At 49.9% G+C, this 22,279-nt stretch carries 26 protein-coding genes; 14 read left to right on the top strand and 12 right to left on the bottom strand.

Annotated features, from left to right (window positions below):
- Nucleotides 1–60 precede the first annotated feature (60 nt).
- Complete coding sequence (locus IEY24_RS01200) at nt 61–630, top strand: Crp/Fnr family transcriptional regulator (RefSeq protein WP_188927865.1); 570 nt, start codon at nt 61–63, stop codon at nt 628–630.
- A 77-nt stretch (nt 631–707) separates the two neighbouring features.
- On the top strand, nt 708–1,568 hold the full coding sequence (locus IEY24_RS01195; RefSeq protein WP_188927863.1) for an SDR family oxidoreductase: 861 nt from the start codon (nt 708–710) through the stop codon (nt 1,566–1,568).
- A 49-nt stretch (nt 1,569–1,617) separates the two neighbouring features.
- Here the strand turns inward: IEY24_RS01195 and IEY24_RS01190 are convergent, their stop codons facing one another.
- The 4 genes from IEY24_RS01190 to IEY24_RS01175 form a co-directional block, all read right to left on the bottom strand.
- The gene (locus IEY24_RS01190; RefSeq protein ID WP_188927861.1) at nt 1,618–2,460 is read right to left on the bottom strand and encodes a helix-turn-helix domain-containing protein; all 843 of its coding nucleotides are present in this window, start codon (nt 2,458–2,460) and stop codon (nt 1,618–1,620) included.
- A 17-nt stretch (nt 2,461–2,477) separates the two neighbouring features.
- On the bottom strand, nt 2,478–3,515 hold the full coding sequence (locus IEY24_RS01185) for an SDR family oxidoreductase (protein WP_229221114.1): 1,038 nt from the start codon (nt 3,513–3,515) through the stop codon (nt 2,478–2,480).
- A gap of 337 nt (nt 3,516–3,852) precedes the next feature.
- Nucleotides 3,853–5,319 (bottom strand): HAMP domain-containing sensor histidine kinase, encoded by a 1,467-nt coding sequence (locus tag IEY24_RS01180; RefSeq protein ID WP_188927857.1) that lies wholly within the window; start codon nt 5,317–5,319, stop codon nt 3,853–3,855.
- A gap of 1 nt (nt 5,320) precedes the next feature.
- Nucleotides 5,321–6,025, bottom strand: a complete 705-nt coding sequence (locus IEY24_RS01175; protein ID WP_188927854.1) for a response regulator transcription factor — start codon at nt 6,023–6,025, stop codon at nt 5,321–5,323.
- A 138-nt stretch (nt 6,026–6,163) separates the two neighbouring features.
- Here IEY24_RS01175 and IEY24_RS01170 point away from each other — a divergent pair, with 138 nt between their 5' ends.
- From IEY24_RS01170 to IEY24_RS01130, 9 genes are all read left to right on the top strand, one after another.
- Nucleotides 6,164–7,450, top strand: coding sequence for a spondin domain-containing protein (locus IEY24_RS01170; protein WP_188927852.1), 1,287 nt, complete (start codon nt 6,164–6,166; stop codon nt 7,448–7,450).
- Nucleotides 7,447–7,914 (top strand): YHS domain-containing (seleno)protein, encoded by a 468-nt coding sequence (locus tag IEY24_RS01165; RefSeq protein ID WP_188927850.1) that lies wholly within the window; start codon nt 7,447–7,449, stop codon nt 7,912–7,914. The genes IEY24_RS01170 and IEY24_RS01165 overlap by 4 nt, the downstream gene beginning before the upstream one ends.
- A 17-nt stretch (nt 7,915–7,931) precedes the next feature.
- Nucleotides 7,932–8,372 carry a YHS domain-containing (seleno)protein gene (locus IEY24_RS01160; RefSeq protein ID WP_188927848.1) on the top strand — a complete coding sequence of 147 codons (441 nt, stop codon included), beginning with the start codon at nt 7,932–7,934 and terminating at the stop codon, nt 8,370–8,372.
- Nucleotides 8,372–8,767 carry a DoxX family protein gene (locus IEY24_RS01155; RefSeq protein ID WP_188927845.1) on the top strand — a complete coding sequence of 132 codons (396 nt, stop codon included), beginning with the start codon at nt 8,372–8,374 and terminating at the stop codon, nt 8,765–8,767. Before IEY24_RS01160 ends, IEY24_RS01155 begins: the two co-directional genes overlap by 1 nt.
- A 62-nt stretch (nt 8,768–8,829) precedes the next feature.
- Nucleotides 8,830–9,330: a DinB family protein gene (locus IEY24_RS01150; RefSeq protein ID WP_188927843.1), complete on the top strand. Its 501-nt coding sequence runs from the start codon at nt 8,830–8,832 to the stop codon at nt 9,328–9,330.
- Nucleotides 9,318–11,099 carry an NRDE family protein gene (locus IEY24_RS01145; RefSeq protein WP_188927841.1) on the top strand — a complete coding sequence of 594 codons (1,782 nt, stop codon included), beginning with the start codon at nt 9,318–9,320 and terminating at the stop codon, nt 11,097–11,099. Before IEY24_RS01150 ends, IEY24_RS01145 begins: the two co-directional genes overlap by 13 nt.
- 354 nt (nt 11,100–11,453) lie before the next feature.
- Nucleotides 11,454–11,612 (top strand): amidohydrolase family protein, encoded by a 159-nt coding sequence (locus tag IEY24_RS32705; RefSeq protein WP_188932043.1) that lies wholly within the window; start codon nt 11,454–11,456, stop codon nt 11,610–11,612.
- Nucleotides 11,613–11,711: 99 nt separating this feature from the next.
- A complete protein-coding gene (locus IEY24_RS01135) occupies nt 11,712–12,956 on the top strand; it encodes a serine hydrolase domain-containing protein (RefSeq protein ID WP_188927835.1) in 1,245 nt (414 codons plus the stop codon).
- Nucleotides 12,957–12,972: 16 nt separating this feature from the next.
- On the top strand, nt 12,973–14,190 hold the full coding sequence (locus IEY24_RS01130; protein WP_188927833.1) for a DUF418 domain-containing protein: 1,218 nt from the start codon (nt 12,973–12,975) through the stop codon (nt 14,188–14,190).
- A gap of 94 nt (nt 14,191–14,284) precedes the next feature.
- Here IEY24_RS01130 and IEY24_RS01125 read toward each other — a convergent pair whose 3' ends face one another.
- The 5 genes from IEY24_RS01125 to IEY24_RS01105 form a co-directional block, all read right to left on the bottom strand.
- Nucleotides 14,285–14,785: a DUF6691 family protein gene (locus IEY24_RS01125; protein ID WP_188927831.1), complete on the bottom strand. Its 501-nt coding sequence runs from the start codon at nt 14,783–14,785 to the stop codon at nt 14,285–14,287.
- A 3-nt stretch (nt 14,786–14,788) separates the two neighbouring features.
- Nucleotides 14,789–15,352, bottom strand: a complete 564-nt coding sequence (locus IEY24_RS01120; RefSeq protein WP_188927829.1) for a YeeE/YedE family protein — start codon at nt 15,350–15,352, stop codon at nt 14,789–14,791.
- Between the two features lie 2 nt (nt 15,353–15,354).
- Complete coding sequence (locus tag IEY24_RS01115) at nt 15,355–16,836, bottom strand: MBL fold metallo-hydrolase (protein ID WP_188927827.1); 1,482 nt, start codon at nt 16,834–16,836, stop codon at nt 15,355–15,357.
- Between the two features lie 108 nt (nt 16,837–16,944).
- A complete protein-coding gene (locus IEY24_RS01110; RefSeq protein WP_188927825.1) occupies nt 16,945–17,739 on the bottom strand; it encodes a sulfite exporter TauE/SafE family protein in 795 nt (264 codons plus the stop codon).
- Nucleotides 17,740–17,822: 83 nt separating this feature from the next.
- Nucleotides 17,823–18,476 (bottom strand): Crp/Fnr family transcriptional regulator, encoded by a 654-nt coding sequence (locus tag IEY24_RS01105; RefSeq protein WP_188927823.1) that lies wholly within the window; start codon nt 18,474–18,476, stop codon nt 17,823–17,825.
- A gap of 275 nt (nt 18,477–18,751) precedes the next feature.
- On the opposite strand from IEY24_RS01105, the gene IEY24_RS01100 reads away from it, so the two are divergent.
- Both IEY24_RS01100 and IEY24_RS01095 read left to right on the top strand, forming a co-directional pair.
- On the top strand, nt 18,752–18,922 hold the full coding sequence (locus IEY24_RS01100) for a hypothetical protein (protein ID WP_188927821.1): 171 nt from the start codon (nt 18,752–18,754) through the stop codon (nt 18,920–18,922).
- Nucleotides 18,923–19,249: 327 nt separating this feature from the next.
- Nucleotides 19,250–19,567: a sigma-70 family RNA polymerase sigma factor family protein gene (locus IEY24_RS01095; RefSeq protein ID WP_188927819.1), complete on the top strand. Its 318-nt coding sequence runs from the start codon at nt 19,250–19,252 to the stop codon at nt 19,565–19,567.
- A gap of 86 nt (nt 19,568–19,653) precedes the next feature.
- Here the strand turns inward: IEY24_RS01095 and IEY24_RS01090 are convergent, their stop codons facing one another.
- Nucleotides 19,654–20,286 (bottom strand): MarR family winged helix-turn-helix transcriptional regulator, encoded by a 633-nt coding sequence (locus tag IEY24_RS01090; RefSeq protein ID WP_188927817.1) that lies wholly within the window; start codon nt 20,284–20,286, stop codon nt 19,654–19,656.
- Between the two features lie 112 nt (nt 20,287–20,398).
- On the opposite strand from IEY24_RS01090, the gene IEY24_RS01085 reads away from it, so the two are divergent.
- Nucleotides 20,399–20,809: a DoxX family protein gene (locus IEY24_RS01085; RefSeq protein WP_188927815.1), complete on the top strand. Its 411-nt coding sequence runs from the start codon at nt 20,399–20,401 to the stop codon at nt 20,807–20,809.
- A gap of 176 nt (nt 20,810–20,985) precedes the next feature.
- On the opposite strand, the gene IEY24_RS01080 is transcribed toward IEY24_RS01085, so the two are convergent.
- Nucleotides 20,986–21,351: a hypothetical protein gene (locus IEY24_RS01080; RefSeq protein WP_188927813.1), complete on the bottom strand. Its 366-nt coding sequence runs from the start codon at nt 21,349–21,351 to the stop codon at nt 20,986–20,988.
- Between the two features lie 152 nt (nt 21,352–21,503).
- A complete protein-coding gene (locus tag IEY24_RS01075) occupies nt 21,504–22,253 on the bottom strand; it encodes a sensor histidine kinase (protein WP_188927811.1) in 750 nt (249 codons plus the stop codon).
- Nucleotides 22,254–22,279: the final 26 nt, after the last annotated feature.

Genomic DNA, 22,279 nt, shown 5'->3' with positions numbered 1-22,279 from the left:
TTGCCTCATTTTTTACCATATGATAAATGGATGCCCCCCCATGTGTACTATTTTTAGGTGATGGAAGCACTCATAAATCTTATCCTGCAATTTGGTGACCTGAACAAACAGCAGATCGAGTTTTTGCTAAGCAAGGTTGAAATGCTTGAATTCAAAAAAGACGACTACCTCTCGGAAGCCGGGAAGGTGCCCCGGTATGTGGCGTTCGTGCTGGAAGGCGTGTTCCGCTTTTGTTATTACAACAACAAGGGCGAGGAAATCACCAATTATTTTGTGGACGAAGGCAACTTTGTGGTCGATAATCAAAAGTTCGAATCGCAGATCGTAGCGTCCGAATATGTGCAGGCCGTAACCGACTGCAAGGTTCTGGTTTTCAACAAAAAGAACTGGGACCAGATATCCGACACCATTGTGGGCTGGGAAATGATGAAGGCCAACATGGTAAAAAAGTGCCTTACGTTGGCCATGGAACGGCGCAGTCCGCTGGTTTCAGAAGATGCCACCACGCGTTATCTTTCGTTCATTGAGGCGTTTCCCAACATGATCAACCGCATCCCTCTTTCATACGTGGCCTCATACCTGGGCATCACCCAGCAATCGCTCAGCCGGATACGCCGGAATATCCGTTAGCGGCGCTTTTTACCAAATGATAAATGCTTTGTTGTTGCCGTTTTCAACCTTTGCTTATTCATGTAAAAGTAAAAAAGATGAGCAAAAAGATCGTATTAATAACGGGAACAAATAGTGGTTTTGGCTGGCTTGCCGCCCATAGCGTAGCTGCCGCGGGACATCAGGTATACGCCACTATGCGCGATACCGATGGCCGTAATGCCGATAAAGCCCAGGCCCTTGCGGCCGTGGAGAACGTGACCGTATTGGACGTTACCCTGACCGACGAGCAGAGCGTAAAACAGGCCGTTGAATCCATTTTGGTCAAAGAAGGCACTATCGATGTATTGGTAAACAACGCCGGTTACGGCATGACTGGTGTGGCCGAGAGCTTTACTACTGCCGATGTGCATACCACTTTTGACATCAACGTTTACGCGCCCTGGCGACTGATCAAACAGGTGCTGCCCGCCATGCGCAAACAGGCCGACGGACTGATCATTAACGTGACCAGCGGTTTCGGGCGGGTATCGTTCCCGTTCGCTACCGTGTATGCGGCCTCCAAATTTGCGCTGGAAGGAATAAGCGAGGGCCTGCATTACGAGGTAAAGCGTTTAGGCATTGATGTGGCCCTGTTGGAGCCCGGCGCTTTCCCGACCGAAATGCAGCAAAAAAACAACCCCGCATCCGATCAGGGGGTATTCGAAGGATACGGTGCCATTGCCGATATACCCAACAAAATGGTAGCCGCATTGGGCGGAGAGATGCAGGACAAAAAACCTAATCCGCAGGACGTGGCCGACGCCATTGTAAAACTGATCGGCGCCCCGAAAGGTACCCGGCCATTACGCACCGTGGTTGACCCCATCACCGGCCACTACATTGAGGCCGCCAACCAGGCCGTAGCCGAACAATTTGCCAAAGGATTGACCGTGTTCGGGATGGGTGAGTTATTGTAATGAAATAGGTTTAACGGGAACGGCAGTGGTTTAGGCTACTGCCGTTTAATTACCTGGAACTGGCGGGCAAAGTCCCGTTGGGTAAAGTCTGGAGATTTCTTAACTCGCCTTCACGCTGGTTTGGACTATAACCAAAATGCTTTTTAAAGGCAAAGGAAAAGTGTGAAAGATCTTCAAACCCGGTCTCTATGTAAACGTCTGATGGCTTTCTTTTTTGTTCGAAGATCTGATAATGGGCCAACTCCAATCGTTTCTGCGTCAACCACCTGCCGGGGGTATTCTGAAAAATGCGTTTAAAATCTTTTTTAAATGTGGTCAGGCTTCTGCCGGTCAGATAACCGAATTTTTCCAGCGGCAGGTTGAACATATAATTCTGCTCCATGAATTCGGCCAAATCCAGCTTCCCCGGCTCGTCAAACTGCCCGAGCAGCTCATCTACATCCGGATCAATGGCGCGAAGGATACGAACTGCTTCTTCGATCTTAAAAGCAGCAATGTCTTCCGGTAAAGCATCGGTCAGTTCAAAATAAGGCTGCAACGAATTAAATAGGCTCTTCAGTAAAGGATGCGCTCCGAACTTTTTAAGCTCACAGCTATGATGCGCATTTGATTTATATTCATTAGCTGAATAGTAATGTTGGAGCCTTTCCTTGCGAAACAGCACTGATATAGCGATGCAGGGCTCTGCGTTCAATGGGAGTTTGCTCATTCTGCCAAGCTGATTACGGGGCAATAGTACGGTGTCGCCTGCGAAGAAATGATAGCTGCGCTCGGCGGTCGCAACCCGCATTTCACCCGAAACGATATGAACCAGGGCCGGTTGCGGTAGGATCAGTTCCCGGCTGTAATGGGCCTGCTTCTTGCAAGCGATAAATACTTCGGCTACTTCCATCTTTACAAAGTTACAAATTATGGGTGGAGCAGCTGCAAACGGATCAGGCTCTGCGCCGCGGCCAGCACGGCCTGTTCGGTAGAACGGGGCGACCAGCCTAGCATACTAATGGCTTTGGCGCTGCTGACGTTCATCACCCTGCCTAACAGCGGGATCATTGATCTGACCATCGGGTCTGTTAGCGCTGCAATACGCAGTAAGATGCTGGGCAGCTCTCTAACCTTGACCTTACTGGCAGCAGCGCCCAGGTTCTCCCTAAGTATTCTTGCCACAGCCACCAACCAAATACTTTCGCCTGCGGTGGCAATAAAGCGCTCGCCGTTTGCCGAAGGATGCTCCATCGCCCGCAGGTGCAAATCGGCTACATCCCGCACATCTACAAAACCGGAATTAATCTTCGGACAACCTGGCATCTTGCCCGTCAACAGATTTTTGATCAGATATATGGAGTGCGAATAATCGGGCCCCAATACTGGCCCAACAACTGTTGCGGGGTTAATGGCAGCAAGTTCCAACCCATTCCCTTGTTTTTCGATAAATTCCCATGCCGCTTTTTCCGCCAGGGTTTTGGATTTCTGATATGCCGGTGCATTAGCCGTATCTGTCCAGGTCGCTTCGTCAAAGGGTTCGGTCTGGTTGGGATGTCCGTACACAACCGCACCTATGGCAGAGGTCAATACCACGCGTTTAACACCGGCCTCCCTTGCGGCCCGCAATACCCGCAGCACGCCTTCCCGTGCCGGGATGATCATTTCATCCTCATGTTTATAATTAAGTTTTGGTGTGGGCGAAGCTACATGCAATACATAGGTACAACCGTTCATAGCTTCTGGCCAATGCGTATCGGAAGATAGATCGGCCTCAGTGAATGTAAGACGGTCACCTGCATCAATACCACCCTCTTTTAGCATCGACCGTACGTCATCCTGACGGCTCAGGGAACGCAAAGTCGTTCTCACCTTGTAACCCGCACTTAATAATTGGAGAATGCAGTGCACTGCAATAAAGCCGGAGCCACCGGTAACCAGCACTAATTTTTCATTTTTCGAATTCATGTTCATCTTCTTTGATTTTGATGAAACAAAATTCGGTTTAAAGGCATATTGCTAACTTTGTTTAAAAGGCGCAATATGCTTTGTTGAAAAGTCGGGGTTAACCTTGAAAAGAGTAATGGTAATAGCTCGAAATAGTGCTCCCTTTATTCTCATCTTCGGGAATGAAGTTGAAGCTCTCTGGATTCCTTAAATGGAGCATTGCCAAGGGAATCCTTATTCAGGTAGCCTACGATCCTTCCCATAAGTGAGCACCCAAGACTCAGTTGCGTCATTTTTAGAAGGCTCCCTGCTATCTCCGCACGAATCAATTCAGGGAGGGTATTCTTAGGACTAACAATTATTCCCGATACATCACAAACTGAAAAGTCGCACCCTTGCCACTATCACTCACCACCTCGATCGTCGTTTGGTGCAGTTCCAGGATCTTCCGCACGATCGCCAGACCGAGACCTGCCCCCTTTTGCCCCGACGGATACATTTCCGCCTGTTTGTAACGTTCGAAAATCTGCTCCTGATAAGCTTTCGCAATACCCACGCCTGTATCGGCCACCCTGATCTTGATGCCGTTTGCGGCCTGGGCCAGATATACGGTAATCTGCCCACCATCCGGCGTGAATTTAAATGCGTTGTCGAGCAGGTTCTGGAACACCCGTTCAGTTAATGCGATGTCGGCAAAAACCGGAGGCAAAGAATCAGCTGCCTCTAACGACAACCGAATCCGCCGCTCCGCCGCCTTCAATTGATAGGAGCTTAGTATATCCGAAACCAGCTCACCCAGCGGGAACCCCTCTTTTTGTACCGACACCACATTGGCTTCCAGCTTCGAATACTGGAACAACTGGTCCACCAGCCCCGAAAGCTTCCGGGTACCATCCTGAACAATGGACAAATACCGTTCTTTTTCCTGCTCGGAAAGCGTATCCTTCTTGATCATCATCGTCTCCACATAACCCTGCATGATCGAAAGCGGCGTCCGCAAATCATGCGAAACGTTGGCGATCAGCTCCTGCCGGAGCCGGTCTGTGGCGGTGATCTTTTCGATGTTACCAACGATCACGTCGGCCATATCGTTGAATGTGGAAGTCAGCACGCCCAGGTTCCCTTTCGCGTACCCATGTACGCGAGCCGCGTGATCGCCGTCTTTAAAGCGTTTCACAACACCGGCAATGCTGCAAATGCTGTCGGTGATCAGAAAGAACGTCACCACGCCCACGACAAATGCCCCGAGTAATGCGGCGAAAAATATGTAGGCAGCCAATCTGAAATTCAGGTCGTCGGTCAATGAGGCGAGTATCTGCTTCTGGGGCTCGCTGGCGAGCACAGCGTACACATACCCCACCTTCACGCCATTTTCCAGCACCGGCGCTACCGAGAAAATGCTGGCTTCACCGGGCTGTTTGGGGTTGTCGCCCATGGGCTTCCCGGCATCCGACGCCAGCCATTCCTGTATTTTTGCCATGTCGACCTTCTTCATCTGCACGGTCGCTTCGGGTACGACGTAATCCGTGATATTCCCCAGCGTATCCAGCAGGTAAACCTCCACGCTCGGATTGGCGACCATTGTGGAATGAATGATGTCGTGGGTGACGGTGGTATCAGGCTTACCGTTTTTAATGGGTTGCGTAAACGTCGCCAGGTGCTGGGCGATACCGCCGTACAACTGCTGATGGGCCGTCATATAGTACGACTTCGAAAACCGGGAGGCGATCATGACGAATATGATGCCCAGGATGATCAGCAGGCTCGCAAAAACACCACTTATTTTCCAGAAGAGTAGGTTTCCCCCGATGGTTCTTACTGACATTTCACAGTTCTTCGTTAAACCGGTAGCCAATGCCCCAGGTGGTTAATACAAATACAGGATTCGAAGCATCTGCTTCAATTTTTCCTCGCAACCGGTTGATATGCGTATTGACCGTGTGCTCATACCCCTCGAAATCATACCCCCATACCAGGCTCAGCAATTGCTTCCGGCTGTAACTTTTCCCCGGATTCGACGCCAGCAACACGATCAACTCAAACTCACGGGGTGATAAATCGAGCCGCTCGCCCCGCAGCATGACCTTCCGCTTGTCAATATCGATTTCCAATCCTGCTACGCTGATCAGCTGCGGTACGGGCGTTGCATACCGTGCTTTTTCTTCGCTTCTCCTGAATATCACCCGCACCCGGGCAATGAACTCCCGTATGCTGAACGGCTTGGTGAGGTAATCGTCCGCACCGGTTTCGAGGCCCATTACCTTGTCTATTTCTTCGGAACGCGCCGTGAGCATCATAATGGGCGTCTGCCTGTCCCCCAGCCGGATTTTCCGGCAAATCTCCATGCCGTTCAGGCCCGGCAGCATCACATCGAGAATGATCAGGTTGAAGTTCTCCTCCTGTGCCCGCGCGAGGCCGCTCTGCCCGTTTTTTTCTGAAACCACTTTGCATCCCAGGTCTGAAAGATGGATTGAAAGCAGTTCGGTAATGTTGGTATCGTCCTCGACGATCAGAACAGTTTTGGTATCCATATCCGCTGATTTTGTGCAAAGTTTACAAATAAAACAGCGCCGAATGCGGCTGTGATACTTTTGTTATAATTCCGTTACGCCGCCGGGATACCGTGTTTGTTGCTTTGCATCATCCAAACATTCAAAACGGAAACAGATATGATGAAATCTCTGCTAGGGCTGTCGCTGACCGCCCTCATTTTCGGGGCCTGTACCAAAGACCACGATCCGCAGCCAACCACCAAAACCCTGACCATTGAAAACGTCCTCGACAGCAAACCGCTCGTGCAATCGGGCACATTCAAAGGTACCGGTACACCACCGGTGATATTCCCCGGCCAATCCGTATCCTTCTCGTTTTCAGCCGCCAAAAACCAGCGCCTCACCTTTGCTACGATGTACGGTTGGAGCAACGACCTGTTCTTGGCCCCCGCCAATCCGGGCATCAAGTTGTACGAGGACAATGGCACCCCCATTACCGGCGATGTTTCAGCACAAATCAAACTTTGGGACAATGGCACGCGCGTAAACCAGGCGCCCGGCATGAGCGTGACGCACCCGGGCACGGCCGAAGCCACCGCACGCAATATCAAGGAAGTAGCCGGTATGGACGACTATGGACACGCGTTTCTGCCTGCATCCCAGCTTATGAATGTTTCGCTGGCTTATGACGGCAATTCGATGTTCACCATCACCATTAAAAACCAGTCGGGCGGCACTGCGAACGAAACGCCTTTCAGCCCCGGCGCCTGGGCGATTTCCTATGTAGCCGGCGGCAACCTGCTGCTACCCGAGCCTGTTTACTCGGAAGGCAAAGCTTCCACCGAAGCGCTGACCCGCATTGCCGAAGCCGGCGACAATGGCCCCATGAATATCGGGCTCATAGCACAAACCGGCATCTTCACGCCCCTTTCACCGGTATTGGTGGTGGTTTACAACGGCAGTGAAAATCCTTTTTTCAAATCTGGTGAAAACGACCGCGGCGAAGGGCTTAAGGAACTCGCCCAGAAAGGAAATGCAGACTTACTGGCCGCCGCGTTGAAAATGAAGGCTGGCATTAAGAATGTGTACGTGCTCAAAGAACCGACCAGCACAGTACTATTGCCTAAAATCGGCGGAAATGCCGGCGGCAAGGTTTCACAACCACTCACGCTCGCATTCGGTGACCGCATTGCGATTGCCACCATGTACGGCTTTTCCAACGACTGGTTCTTTGCCACAGGCGGTAGCGACATCGATGGCAATGCCAGCGGCGACGTTTCAGGGTCCATCCGACTCTACGACAACGGAACGGCCATCGACCAGTTCCCCGGCGCAGGCATTACGCAATTCAACCTCGCAGGAACCCCGCTGAACGAAAGCAAAGCCATCGGCCCCGTACCTAACCCCAACAAATTCACGACACTTCCGACCATTAACAATATTATCAAAGTGACATTGCAATGAAAAAACAAATCAATATCCTTTTCCTCTTCCTGGTGCTCTCGGCCACCGCCTTCGCCCAGACTCCGGAAGTGCGCAAAAAGCAGTACAATCTCGAATCATCCGGCCTTGCCATTGGGGGTTATGACCCGGTAGCCTACTTTACCATGAACAAGGCTGTGGAAGGCAAAAAGGAACTTTCAGCGAATTACGACGGCATTACCTATCGTTTCGCTTCGAAGCAAAACAAGGACGAATTCACACGCAACCCCGCACGCTACGAACCGCAATTCGGCGGCTGGTGCGCATATGCAATGGGCAAGAAAGGAGAAAAAGTGGAGATCGATCCAGAGACATTCAAAGTGCTGAACGGCAAGCTCTATCTTTTTTACAACAAATATTTCAGCAACACCCTCAAAAGCTGGAACCAGGACGAGGCGCGACTGAAAACGCAGGCCGACCACAACTGGATGAAGTTTATACCTTAAATCAACCTGCATTATCCATGAACAAAGTACTATTTGCTGCCGCGCTGATGCTGGCGGGCCCTGCAACATTTGCACAGAAATCCGAAATTTTTGCGCCGAAAGGCAAAGCCATCAAGGGCTATGATGTCGTCTCGTTTTTCAAAGACGCCAAACCGGTGGAAGGCGCCGACAGTCTGACCTACCATTACAAAGATGCGGATTGGCTCTTCAGCAGTCGCGCCAATCTCGAAGCCTTCAAAGCAGCACCCGACATGTATATACCCCAATATGGCGGCTACTGCGCCTACGGAACTTCCGAAGGCCACAAGGCACCCACGGAGGCTGAAACCTGGACGATCGTGGATGAAAAGTTGTATTTCAATTACAATATGAAAGTCAAAAACAACTGGTCGAAAACACGGGAAGAATTCATTGAAAAAGCAGATATACAATGGCCATTGATCAAAGACAAACAGTGATGAAACCCCAAACACATCCGAAATGGTCGTGGGTCCTCCGGCTGGTAGCGGCAGTGATTATGTTGCAGACCCTCTATTTCAAATTTTCGGCGGCCCCCGAATCCGTGTACATCTTTTCAACGGTCGGTATGGAGCCCTGGGGACGTATATTCGTCGGCGTATTGGAGCTGATCGCCTCGATTCTGATCCTCATTCCCCGCACAACTGCCTATGGGGCGCTGATCGGCATCGGCGTGATGACCGGCGCCGTTTTTATGCACCTGACGCGCCTGGGTATTGTCGTGCAAAACGACTCGGGCAAGCTTTTTGCTATGGCAGTAATTGTGCTCGTAACCTGTCTGATGCTTGCGTACCGGCACCGCAGCAGCATTTCGGGCGTGAAGTTGCGCGATTAACACGTAAACCAAACCTCCCCAAAAGGGCATTGTTTTTGTTCCCTTTTTCCAAAATGAACGACATGAACAGACAACTAACAAAATCAATCCAGGCACTGCTGGTGCAGATCGGCGCGATGCTGGACGCATTGTCCGACGAGCAGTACGGGCGGAGCTTACCTGTGCTATCAGGTGCCTCCCTGGGCGGACACGTACGCCACGTAATCGAGTTCTTTATTGAGCTCGACCGCGGCTACCGAACCGGTGATGTGAATTACGACGCCAGACGCAGGGATAAAGCCATTGAGCAGCAGCGGGAAGTCGCACTGGCCAAGTTAGGCAGCATTGCAGCTTTGCTGGGCAAAGAAAATAAGGCACTGCTTTTAACGACTGCTACCGAGGCTGCCTGTTTTCAGGTTGCCACCAACTATGAACGGGAACTAGTTTACAATCTCGAACATGCGGTACATCATATGGCTTTGATGAAAATCGGTATGCGGGCGCTCACCTCCCTGCCACTGCCGGAAAGTTTCGGAGTAGCCAGCTCCACCATCCGATACCGTCAGGCGCAATGTGCACGGTAACCTACATTCCGACCGAAAAAGGTGCATTCCTAACCTCCAACCGGGACGAACGCACCGATCGCGCACCTGCGGAGCCACCCGTAACCCGCTACGCAGGCAAGGCGCTCACCTACCCGAGAGACGCCCACGCGGGTGGCACCTGGATCGCCTTGAAGGGCCGGCGGGATGCCGCAGTGCTCCTTAACGGAGGCTTTAACAATCATGTGCGTAAGCCTTCGTACCGCAGAAGCCGGGGGCTCGTCATGCTTGAAGTCCTCGAAGCTCCCTCTTCGGCTGATTGTTTTGAAACGATTTCACTCGAAGAGGTCGAACCCTTTACGCTGATCCTGTTTGCGGATGGCAAGTTGATGCGCTACACCTGGGACGGCAACCAAAAGCACCGGAACGAACTCGACCCGCAGCAGCCGCACATCTGGGCTTCATCCACGCTATACAATCGCCAAGCACAGCAAATGCGATCGCAAAAGCTGCAACAATGGTATGGCAAAACCGCCATTAACACGAAAAGCATCCTGGATTTCCACCGCCAGAAAGGCATCAGGTTTGACGCCAGCCAAAGTTTTAATGCCGATCGCACCGCAATAGCTACGGTAAGTGTCACATCCATTGATCTCACCAATCCCGAGCCTGCCGTGCATTACCATGACCTCCGCGCCGGAGCGACCTTCGTGACCCGGCCGGAAACAGTAGCTCCCGGCCAGGATACTGCATTCGACAGCTTCCGCTGGAAAGTAAAAAGGTTCCTGATCCGCTTACAGAACTGGGAATACTGGCCATTGGAATTCGTTTACCTGCCCATGGTACCGGCATGGCTTCGGCTGAGCATGCAGGCACGCTCCGTCTGCTTTTTTGGTGCCGCCAATCCTTCGATGCGGTATGCAGGATTCGCAGAGGAACGCAAGAGCAGGATTTATTCGCTGATGCCGGAAGGGACTTATCCTGAAACCCTGGTGTGTGAAGCTGGCATTTCCACAGGCAAGGTACAGTCTTTATTAAAGAGAACTTCCCTGAAATTTCCATTGATCGCCAAACCAGACATCGGCGAGCGCGGCGTGCAGGTAAAGCTCTTGGAGACGGCCAGCGACCTGGAAGATTACCGCCAGCGCAGCCGGGTCGACTTCCTTTTACAGCCCTATATCGATTACCCGAATGAAGCCGGCATATTCTACTACCGGATGCCCGGAGCGCCAAGTGGGCACATTTCAGGCATTGTCGGCAAAGAGCTCCTGAGCGTTACCGGCGACGGGATTTCGGATATTCTGACCCTGATCCTGCAAAACGACCGGGCCATTCTGCAACTCCCGGCCCTGCATGCAGCTTTGGGCGAAAAATTGAGGTCCATTCCGGCCACCGGCGAAAAGGTAGGGCTCGTCCCGTACGGCAACCACAGTCGTGGCTCGAAATTCACCGACCAAAGCCATCGCATCACCCCCGCGCTCACGCACGTGATCGACCGCATAGGCACACGCATACCCGGCTTCCATTTCGGGCGGCTCGATATCCGTTTCAAAAGCTGGTACGACCTCGAAGCCGGGCAGCATTTCTCCATCATCGAACTCAACGGCGCCGCCAGCGAACCGACGCACATCTACGATCCGGCACATTCGCTACACTTCGCCTGGAGAGAAATTTACCGGCATTGGGAAATATTATGTGAAATCAGCATGAAAAATATGCGCATTGGCTTTGGACGGATGAGTTTCAGAGATGGGGTCAAGATGGTAAGGGAACATCTCGTGCATTTAGCTTTAATGCGAGGCTCCAAATAATTGCTGATATCTGGCTCTTCGTTGATGGGATTGCACTTGTCTGTTGCTTTTTCGGAGCCGCTGGCTTTTGGGCTGCCGGGATTAGAACCTTCAACTACGAAGGATGTGGCAAAGGCAGCAACAGACAAGTTGAAGGGGTAGATTTTAACACCAAAGACAGTTCTATTAACCAGATCTGGCCGGGCATCCTAGCAGGTGAATGGCATAACAATCACCACCTGTACCCCAAAAGCGCCCGAAGCGGATTCAAGCCCTACCAATTTGATTTGGCCTGGTATTATATTAAATTGATGTACCTTGTCGGGGCGGTCACGGTAACTCGCAAGCGATTGAATTGCCGGTAGAAATTGACGAATTCACGCCCTTGCCTCCATTAAAATCGCTACCTTAAATGGCGCAACGGCGCTGGGAATGAACCAGAGTATCGGAACGATTGAAACCGAAAAGGCCGTAGACCTGCTCGTTGTCGATAGTGATCCCTCCAAGAACATCTACGATATCCGGAAAGTATGATATGTATTAAAAAAGGAATTGGATATAATTTAAAAAGGCTGTTTGAATCGAATGAAAGGGAAGTCAGAATTCATCAGGTCAACCTGCAAAACACAACGTATGAACAAATTTTTACTACTTCTATTTCTTGCCACCATTCCGGGTTTTGCTCAGAAAGTAAAGCGAATCGCAAATACCGCGCCGCGGGTCTATTATCCTGATAAAGAATGGCAGAAAAAAGAGCCGTCCGAAATGGGTTTTGACCCGGTTTTGCTCAAAACAGCGATCGAGTTCGCGATCGCTAATGAAAGCAGTGCGCCAAGGGATTTGAAATTAAACCATTACCGGACATTCGGAAGAGAGCCTTTTGGCGACGCAGTCGGGCCTCTGAAAGAACGTGACGCGCAGTCCGGGATTATTATCAAAAATGGCTATGTCATAGCCGAATGGGGAGACCCGTATCGAATAGACATTGTGAACAGTGTGAGTAAAAGCCTTCTATCCAGTGTAGTGGGACTAGCCTATGACCAAGGACTGATCCCCGATATCGACGATCAGGTTTACAAATATGTGCCGCCGATTGAGCTTTACAATCCATTGCCCTCTGCCAACAAAGCCGATGATTTTGGTAAAAAGTCAGACTTCTTCGAACCATTCAATACGCCACACAACAAAAAGATCACCTGGCGACAAATGCTGCAGCAAAACAGCGATTGGGAAGGTACGTTATGGGGCAAACCCGACTGGGCCGACCGTCCCGACAAGGATTACAAAGTGTGGCTCGCCAAACGAAACACCCCCGGAACAGTTTACGAATACAACGATACACGCGTAAACGCACTGGCACTCGCGATCCTCAACGTTTGGCGGAAACCGTTACCCGAAGTCCTTAAAGAGCACATTATGGATCCTATCGGCGCCTCGAATACCTGGCGGTGGTATGGTTACGAAAACTCCTGGATCGTACTAGACGGAAAAGCGGTACAATCCGTTTCAGGTGGCGGGCATTGGGGCGGCGGCATGTACCTGCACGCCTACGATATGGCGCGTTTCGGCTATCTGACCTTGCGTAACGGAAAATGGGGAGACCGTCAGCTGGTTTCCGAGCAATGGAACAAATGGGCGCAGACGCCGTCGACGCCGGAGCCAACTTATGGCTTTATGAACTGGTTTTTAAATACAGGAAAGAAATTATATCCCAGCGCGCCAGAAAAGGCATTTGCTCACATCGGAAACGGCACCAACGTGATTTATGTCGATCCTGAAAATGATATTGTCGCTGTGGTAAGATGGATAGAAGATAATCAGATCGACGGATTTTTGAAACTACTCTTAGCTGCCAAAGCTATACCAAACAGTAAATGACAAAAACCAACCGAACATGCTACAACCAACCAAAGTCACCGAACGGCATTCTTTATTGGACTCGCTGCGCGGCTTCGCATTGCTCGGCGTGCTGCTTGCCAATATGGTCTCACATTCCGGGTATTTCTTTCTCTCGGAGGGCCAAAGAGCCGCATTCGACACCGCCAAAATAGACCATTACGTGGAGTGGATTGAGCATTTCCTGATCGATGGTAAGTTCTATTCGCTGTTTTCGATGCTTTTCGGGATCGGATTTGCATTGCAGATGAAACGGGCGTCCTCTGCGGATATCAACTTTGCTTCCCGTTTCCGCAGACGGTTGCTTATCATGTTCGTACTCGGATTGCTGCACGCCATTTTGTTTTATGTCGGTGATATTCTGACAGTTTACGCGATCACCGGACTTTTTCTGATCCTTTTTCGAAACAAATCCGACCGGTTCATCTTGCGGGCTGCTGTTATCCTTACCTTACTGCCGATCGTGCAATACGCGATTATGCTGGGAGTCAACCTCGCCAATCCTCCTGCTCCTTCCCCGCCTGAATCGGGACCGCGTTTTCTGGACCAGGTGATCGACACATATCGCACAGGCACTTATCTCGAAATTATAACAAATAATCTCGGCGGCCTGATCATCGGCAGATACCCGGACCTATTCTTCACCGGTAGATTTTTCCGAGTGCTGGCGATGTTCCTGATTGGTTTTTATATATCAAAAAACCTGATCCACGCTAATGTGCAGGCATATCGTCCACTCATCCGGAAGGTGATGATCTGGGGCGTAGTGATCGGGATTCCCTGCAACTTTGTGCTTGCGATAATGATGACTTCCGAGGCATACTATGAACTTGAACCAATCGGTATTATTCAGCCGATTGTGTACGCGTTTGGCGTGCCGGCATTATGCCTTTTTTATGCTTCTGCATTTACTTTATTATTTGAAAAGCCGAACTGGAAAAAGCGGCTCAGCGTTTTTGCGCCGGTGGGACAAATGGCACTCACCAATTACCTAATGCAATCTATCATCTGCGCATTCTTATTTATGAGCTACGGCCTGGCCATGGAAGCATTGGTCGGCCCCGCAAAACTTTCTCTCATCGCATTGGCGATTTACATTGGCCAATTGATTTACAGCCCTATATGGCTGCGCTATTTCCATTTCGGCCCGGCAGAATGGCTTTGGAGATCGCTGACTTACAGAAAATGGCAACCGTTTCGGAAGGAAGGTTTGTAAGAAGATCCAAACTACATTCAACGCAGTAAGAAAAGCGTACCCTCACTGGCAAAGTATCTAAATATACAGATCACATATCCTGAACAATTCTGGGTCAATGCGGCAGCGAGTCGCGGAAGCGGCCATACATCCAGGTACCTGCCACAGCGCTGGCCAGCACCACTGCTACGACCGTGACCCCGGTTCCGACCTGTGCAAACAAGGGTCCGGGACAAGCCCCGGTAAGTGCCCATCCCAGCCCAAACAGGAGCCCGCCGTATACTTGACCTTTGTTAAATTTCTTCGGCGTGAAGGTGATCGGCTCTCCGTAGATGGTTTTAATACCAAACCGCCGGATGAGCCAAACCGAGATAATGCCCGTCACGACCGCCGAACCGATGATGCCATACATATGAAACGATTGCAGCCGGAACATTTCCTGGATACGAAACCAGCTGATCACCTCCGCCTTCACTAAACCGATGCCGAACAGCACGCCGACGATCAGGTATTTAAAATTATAGTACCATTTATGCTGCAAATGCGATTCGTTGATGCAGATCGTGTCTAGCGACCGGGCTTCCAACTCGGCGGTATTATCATTGGAAGATTGCATGGATTAGCTATTTAAAATTATGGGTAAAATAAAATTGGCCATCAGGAAGCCTCCGGCCATGAAGCAGATTGTTGCCACCAGCGAGGGCCATTGCAGCGCGCTTAGCCCCATGATCGAGTGTCCGCTTGTGCACCCGCCCGCATAGCGCGAGCCAAATCCGACCAGAAACCCGCCACCCACCATCATCGTCAGCCCGCGGACCGTCAGCAGGCTGTCCCACGAATAGAGCTGCACGGGCACCATCCCCGAAAAATCGTTGATACCATAGATGGCCAGTTCGTTGGCCAGTTTCGGATCGATTCGAATTGCCGCGGGGTTTGCCAGAAAGTAAGCTGCCAATGCACCGCCCAACACGATGCCCGCCGCAAAGAACAGGTTCCAGATTTCTTTCTTGTAATCGTATTGAAAGAATGGAACATTTGCCGGAAAACAACTCGCGCAGACGTGCCGAAGATTGGCCGAAATCCCGAAATGTTTATTACCTAAAATCAGCAAGGCTGGTACCGTAAGGCCAATCAGCGGACCGGCCACGTACCACGGCCAGGGTTGTTTGATCATTTCCAGCATCCTTATTTCGTCTCCTCGTTTAATGAATGTGAAACCTGGCCGTTATCAGCGGCGTTGTCCGCCGCGGCCTCCTGTGTGGTCGGGCAGACGTAATCTGTGACTTTCATACGCCCCGACTCGCTGATAGCTTTAAAGCCTCCCGCTACGTCGATCAAATTATGGTAGCCACGCGCCCGGAGAATTGAATTGAAGATCATCGAACGGTAGCCTCCCGCACAATGCACCAGATAGGTCTTATTGCTATCAATCTCAGCCAAATGTTCATTTAAATAGTCCAGCGGCAGGTTTTGCGCCCCTTCCACATGCTCGGCCAGATATTCGTTGCGCTTCCTTACGTCCAGGATTTGCCAACGGGGATTAGCTTCCCGCAGGGCTGGTATGTCGCCGGGCTCCACCGATGGAATGCGGTCTGTTTCCTTTCCGGCTTCTTCCCACGCCTGAAAACCTCCCGCCAAATGCCCGATGGCGTTATCGTAACCTACTCGTGCCAATCGCGTCACGACCTCTTCCTCCCGGCCGAGATCGGTCACAAGCAGGATCGGCTGCCGGATGTCTTCAATGAGGGCGCCTACCCAAGGAGCAAAGCTGCCGTCAATACCAATGTTGATCGAATTAGGAATAAAACCTTTGGCAAATACCTGCGCCGCACGGGTGTCGAGGATCAGCGCTCCCGTTTCATTGGCAGCTATCTCGAATGCATCGGGTGTCATGGACTGCATTCCCCGGCTCAATACCTCATCAATGCTTTCATACCCCTGGATATTCATCATCACATTCGCCGGGAAATAGGCGGGCGGTGGCGTCAGGCCGTTGGTCACTTTTTGGATAAATGTCAGCTTATCCATGGGCTGCAAAGCATAGTTCGTGGCCTTCTGATGTCCCAAACTATCGATGGTTTCCTTGCTCATATTCTTACCGCAAGCCGAGCCGGCCCCGTGCGCGGGATACACCATGATATCATCGGATAGCGGCAGTATTTTATCGTGAAGCGAATCGTAGAGCATACCTGCAAGCTTATCCTGGGTCAAATCTCGTACGACCCTTTGTGCAAGGTCAGGCCGGCCCACATCCCCGATAAAGAGCGTATCGCCGGTAAATAGCCCACTCGGACGGCCATTTTCGTCGGATACCAGGTAACAGGTGCTTTCCAGCGTGTGACCCGGGGTGTGGATGACCTCGATAGAAATTCCCCCCAGCCTGAGCACCTCCCGATCCTCCGCGATATGCGCCTTGAAACCAGGCATAGCCGTAGGACCATACACGATCGCAGCGCCTGTTTTTTCGGCCAGGTCCAGATGCCCGCTCACAAAATCAGCATGGAAATGGGTTTCCAGCACATACTTTATTTTTGCCCCGTTCCTTTCTGCTCGCGCCAAATAAGGCCCTGTCTCCCGTAGCGGATCGATAACCGCCGCTTCGCCTTCGCTTTCAATATAATAGGCCCCCTGCGCCAGGCAGCCTGTATAGATTTGTTCGAGTTTCATTTTTCGTTAACTGTTTGAGTGATAGGTAGGAAAACCATGCGACAAAGTTCGCCAGACAGCCGGCCATTGTCTGTGATCTTTGTCACACAGGTTTATTTCATTTAATAATTACAGGACCAGTTCTTTGACGAGGATGAAGCACCCCATTGCGAGCACAAACCAGCCGAAGCTCTTTTTCAATTGGCCGCTGTCCAGCTTACGTGCCAGCCGGCCGCCTATGAAGATGCCGGCCACGGCGACGAGCGTCACCGTCAGCAGAAAATACCAGTCGATGACGAAATGGCCCAAATCCCCGGCAAACCCCACCAGTGAATTCAGCGCGATGATTAGTAGCGAAGTTCCTACTGCTTCCCGAATGGGCATACCGAGCACCAGTACCAATGTTGGGATCAGTAAAAAGCCGCCGCCCGCGCCCAGCAGCCCGGTTGTAAGTCCGATCCCTACCGCACTGAGGCCCAGTTTTACGATATTGCGCCCCAGGTCGCATTCCAGGCAGCCGGGCTGAGTTTGCCTGCCACTGATCATCCCGATCGACGCCGCGAGCATCAGCACTGCAAACAAGGCCATCGTCAGCAGAGGCTCAGTAACCTGGAAATGACCAATGCGGAACAGGTTTTGAGGAATGACAGGAACGAGGAACTTCCGGGTCAGGTAGACGGTCACCATGGAGCTCAGTCCGAAGAACAATGCCGTTTTGAAATTGACAAGTCCGCGCCGGTAGTTGCCATATGCCCCTACTAGGCTGGTCGAGCCGACAATGAACAGCGAATACGAAGTGGATACGACCGGGCTGATACCAAAAATATAGACCAGGATCGGCACGGTCAGGATGGACCCTCCCCCACCAACAAGCCCCAAAGAAATGCCGATTAACACCGACGCGATATAACCAATGGTTTCCATATGCTTTTGCTCTGACTGAGCACAAAATTGCAATACGGATACCGGCGGGTTAGTGACAAATGTTACACAGCAGGAAAAGTCCTTCAAAAAAGGGTGGTTATCGTGTTACGGCCCAGTCGCACCATGCCGCGCTGCTCCATTTTTTTAAGAAGCCTTGAAATCACTTCCCTTGAAGAATTCATATCCGTGGCGATCTGCTGGTGTGTGAGCGCCAGTTCATCGTTACGGGAAAGCTTGCGCTGATTTTTGAGGTAAAATTCAATGCGTTCGTCCATGCTCTTGAAAGCGATGTTATCCACCACTTCCAGCAATTCCTCGAAGCGGGAACGATAGGTTTCCAGCACAAAATAGTACCATGTTTTATAGCCGGTCATCAACTCATCCATTAATGCGATCGGTACAAGTAAAGCCTTGGAAGGCTCAATGGCTTTGGCGGAAATCTGGCTCTGTTCTTTCCGCGTTGCGCAAATCATCGATAGCGCGCACGCATCCCCGGGGCCGAGCTGGTACATAAAAAACTCATTGCCATCCTGGTCTTCGCGGTATATTTTCACGCCCCCCTCAACGATCAGCATCGTCGATTTGAAGTACTGGCCCGGACGCATCAATTGCTGGTCAGCGTCAAAATCGCGGACAACGCAATGTTCTGCCAGTTTGTTGATTAGCTCCGGTTCAAATTGACCGAAACGTGATTCCAGCAGTTGCTGCACCCCGGAATGCTGTATCGTAATGCCCATTAGTTGTTGATTTGAAAATGGCTAAGTTAAACATTTACGAACGTCTTGTTTGTGATATTGGTGTAGCGATTCTCAAAAATCAGCTCTGCCGAAGCAATTGCAAAAGTTAGAATCGGTTTTGCCATTTAGTGAGCTCCTCGTTTCCCACTTACCTATTTGCACCCTCCAGCGTACCTTACACCGGCCGCAAAATTTCTATCAGTTTTCAAGCAAAGATTATTCTATCCAACAGCGTTTAGATTCTCATCTTTACAGTTTCATAATGGATTCAATCGTTGGAGGTATTTCGGGCCGACGGTTCGAAGGTAACGTGGGACAGCAATCAATCGGGCTATGCTATCATTGGTCCCGGGCGCAATTTCCGGGAGATTAACCTCAGCGGTCAAAAGCCCGGCATCTACGTCGTGGTCGTGAACGGCAAAAGTTTTAAGATATTGAAGAACTAGGTCAGCCAGGTTTGTGCAATACAGCCTCATTCAGGACTTATACCAAAAACGAGTCCGGAATGAGGGAAAAGCCGGAATGGCCGCTGGATAGCTATTCGATCGTGAGCTACTGGCGTAAAGGCGAACGGGAGGAGCAGTTGTTGGCTGCGAGGCCGGAAGACAGAAGCCGTTAGGCGCTATTGCCTGATTCACAGCAATTACTAAAAAGGGACAAATCGAAATTCATCGATTTGCCCTTTTCCTTGCTTTAAATAGCGCAACGCTGTATTTCCACTAAAGGTCTCAGCCAAAAATAAAACCTTAAAACATAGTCGTTGATTCTGTTATATGGAAAAACTGGAAAGTCTTTTAGCAAATGAGATAGCGTTTTTTGCGGATGGTGGCCCCAATCTTAACGTAGTAGCCAAAACATTAAGTGGTATACAGCCGGTGTCCGATCTGTTACTATACATTTACGATAAATATCAAACCAATTTTTTCGTCGTCTCGGCAGAGGTCAATCATCAATCCGCAGTGCTATTCTATTCGGGCCAGCGATTGATAAGCTGTCAGGTGTTTGAATTGTTGGATGATGGCAAGATAAGCCGCATCAACACCATTGTGGATCCCGAGAAATTGAAAGATTTGGAGAAGACTTTGAGTTGAACACAGTTTTTGAGATAGTGTCACGGAACCAGGTCACTTATCTCCAAACAGTTTCAGTGGGGCTATTCGTTGCATGGTGAAATGAGCTACCCTACCATTAGCTCATCATATATGTCGCTGAACTCCTTACCTCTATGTTTCTGCCAGGAAGCCGACAGCTTTATCTCGACATCTTTGAGAATCTGGATGCAGAGTGCTTTATCCTCTTCATGAAGCTGAGCCATGAGCATTTTTGCATTCTTGCCAATTCGACCCGAGCACTCCGTAGCAACTTGCTCCCCCAGCGTTGTTAATTCAATCCGTTTTGAGCGCTTATCCTCCTGGTCGCCATACTCTTTGATCAGGCCGCGCTTTTTCATTCGGTTGAGCATGTCCGTGCCGCTCGACAGCTCAAAGAGGTTCGCATTGATCACGTCAGTTTTTCTGGGGTTTCCCTGCTTGCGGATCGTCATGAGTATTCCGAACTCCTCGATTTGGTTAAGGCCCGTATCCCTCAAAGCTATGTTGGCATATGCCATATTGAGCTTGCTTATCCGGCCAATAATTTTCATCAAAAGCCCGTCATTAAAAGACGGAACAACGCCACCAACCAGTGGTCCGTCGGCCACCCGGTGCTGTTGATGAGCCAGATGATAACGACAAAAGTCATCAATGGTCCCTTCGGGATGTTTCTTTTCAAATTCTGCCCAATGATTTACGAGCTCGACCGTCTTGTTCATTCTAATTTACTTCGTTATCGTAGCAAATTTAAATAAATAATTCCGATATTATTTTTTTTAATTCGTTTTCGTATTATTTTTGTTAAATTTATTACGTAAACGAAACAAACACATGGAAGCTTCAATCAACAAAGTGCGGCTCTATTGGGTCGCTAAGGGTTTCATTATTTTCTTCATTTTGTTCAGCGCCTACTACTCTTACACGCATGCCAGCGATCTGCGAAAGCTGGGCTTTCCGGATTATTTCAGAATTGAACTGGTCATTGCCAAAGTCGCCGGCGCACTTGTGCTGATCATGCCATTCAGTACTTTGCGAATGAGAGAATGGGTTTATGCCGGGTTCATAATTACGATGGTCTCTGCACTCACAGCACATATATGCAGCGGTGATCCGGCGAGTAAGATCATCTTCGTCTGTCTGGATCTTGCACTGGTTTTTATCTGCATCAGGTACGTGTCAGGCAAGGAAAAAGCACAAAAAAATTTGTTAAAGCAGACAGATCATGAACCCGACAGTCTATAATGCGGCTTTGGTAATCCACATTGTCGGTATTATCATTATGGCAGGAACTACCTTCCTGTAATTCTTCGCGTTTCGCCCGCATCCGAACCAATGACAATCTCAAAATCAATATCTTAACCAAAGCAATGTTCAGTAGCAGGAGATTCGTTCGAACCAATAAAAAAACAATACAAGGTTTATAATAAGCTGATTACCAACCAACTTAAACGCAAAAAAGAGCGGCCAATTTGTAAAAACTGATCGCTCTTTTTTGCGTTGTGCGCCCTACGGCACAAAAGCCGAACTTTTTGCTGGATAATTTTAGGAAGCTGGCTGCTCTTTTTAAAGGCACTTATAAACCGCAATGATTTTTTGGATAAGGTATTGGCGTCTGACAGGCAGGTCTTAATTTGCCTCAAAATACTCTGACCGTTCTGGATCCGAGCACATACACCCCTATCCTCAGTAGGTCCAAATGCTACTGTCCGGTATTTTGATATGGGTTCTTGGCTTCCCCAGATCGTAATTTTCTCACTTCCCGGATCATAGATGGCCTTTTTCACGTTTCGAGCATCTAATTTCCCAACAGAGACTGAAACGTTCCCTATGTGAGGCCAGATGCTTCTTCTAATATTTTTCCATCGTATATCTGGCTAAAAAATTCTCGCATCCGGAGGAAAATACCGCTGACCACCCCTGAACTAGGCCTTATAAGCTATTGTCCCCTGAATATCAACTGGATAGTTGCTCCTGGCCGATTTGTAACGTCCAAATCCACATGTAATATTTTGGAAATTTGTTTCAGCAGCAGTAAACCCAGACCTTCATAACCGGCTGGCAGAAAGGAATCTTCCTCAGAATTAGAAGAATTGAGCCATCTGATAAGTTCAGCAGGCAGGCCTGGGCCATTATCTTCAAAAATAAGATGTAGGTCGGAAGGCGTGCGCCTTATATAAATTTGCAGCGTATTACCATACCTAATCTTGATGGCATTATCGATCAGGTTATGAATGATGATGCCCAGCAGCTTTGGATCGGTAAGAATGGTTTCGCCACCAGCGATTTCGTACTTGATATTGGCATTGTTTGCTGCAGCGATATGTTCAAATAACAAAATCTTGTTGTTGATCAGCTCGCCGAGGTTCACCTGTGTCACGGCATTAGTTACGCCTCGTACCTCAGGCTTAACGAAAGTAACCAGATTGTCAATCATATTATACATATTGTCGACGGCCTGTCTTATCTGTTTAAGAAGTGTTACGGCGCTGTCATACTTCTTCTCTTCGATTAATCTCTGACCATATTCCAGCACGTAGGATGTGTGCCTGACAGGAGCGCGAATGTCGTGCGAAATAGAGGCGATCACATGAATGTGCAGCTTGACTTGTTGTTCGAGTTGTTTTTCCGAATCACTCAGGATGCTGAGTGTTTTTTCCAAATGCTCCGTCCTTTCTCTAATTTTCATTTCCAAAGCAACGTTCTGCCGTTTTA

Source organism: Dyadobacter endophyticus (genome assembly GCF_014641595.1).
GTDB lineage: Bacteria > Bacteroidota > Bacteroidia > Cytophagales > Spirosomataceae > Dyadobacter > Dyadobacter endophyticus.
Note: the sequence above shows the minus strand (reverse complement) of the source record. Positions and strands in the feature narration are given on the sequence as shown.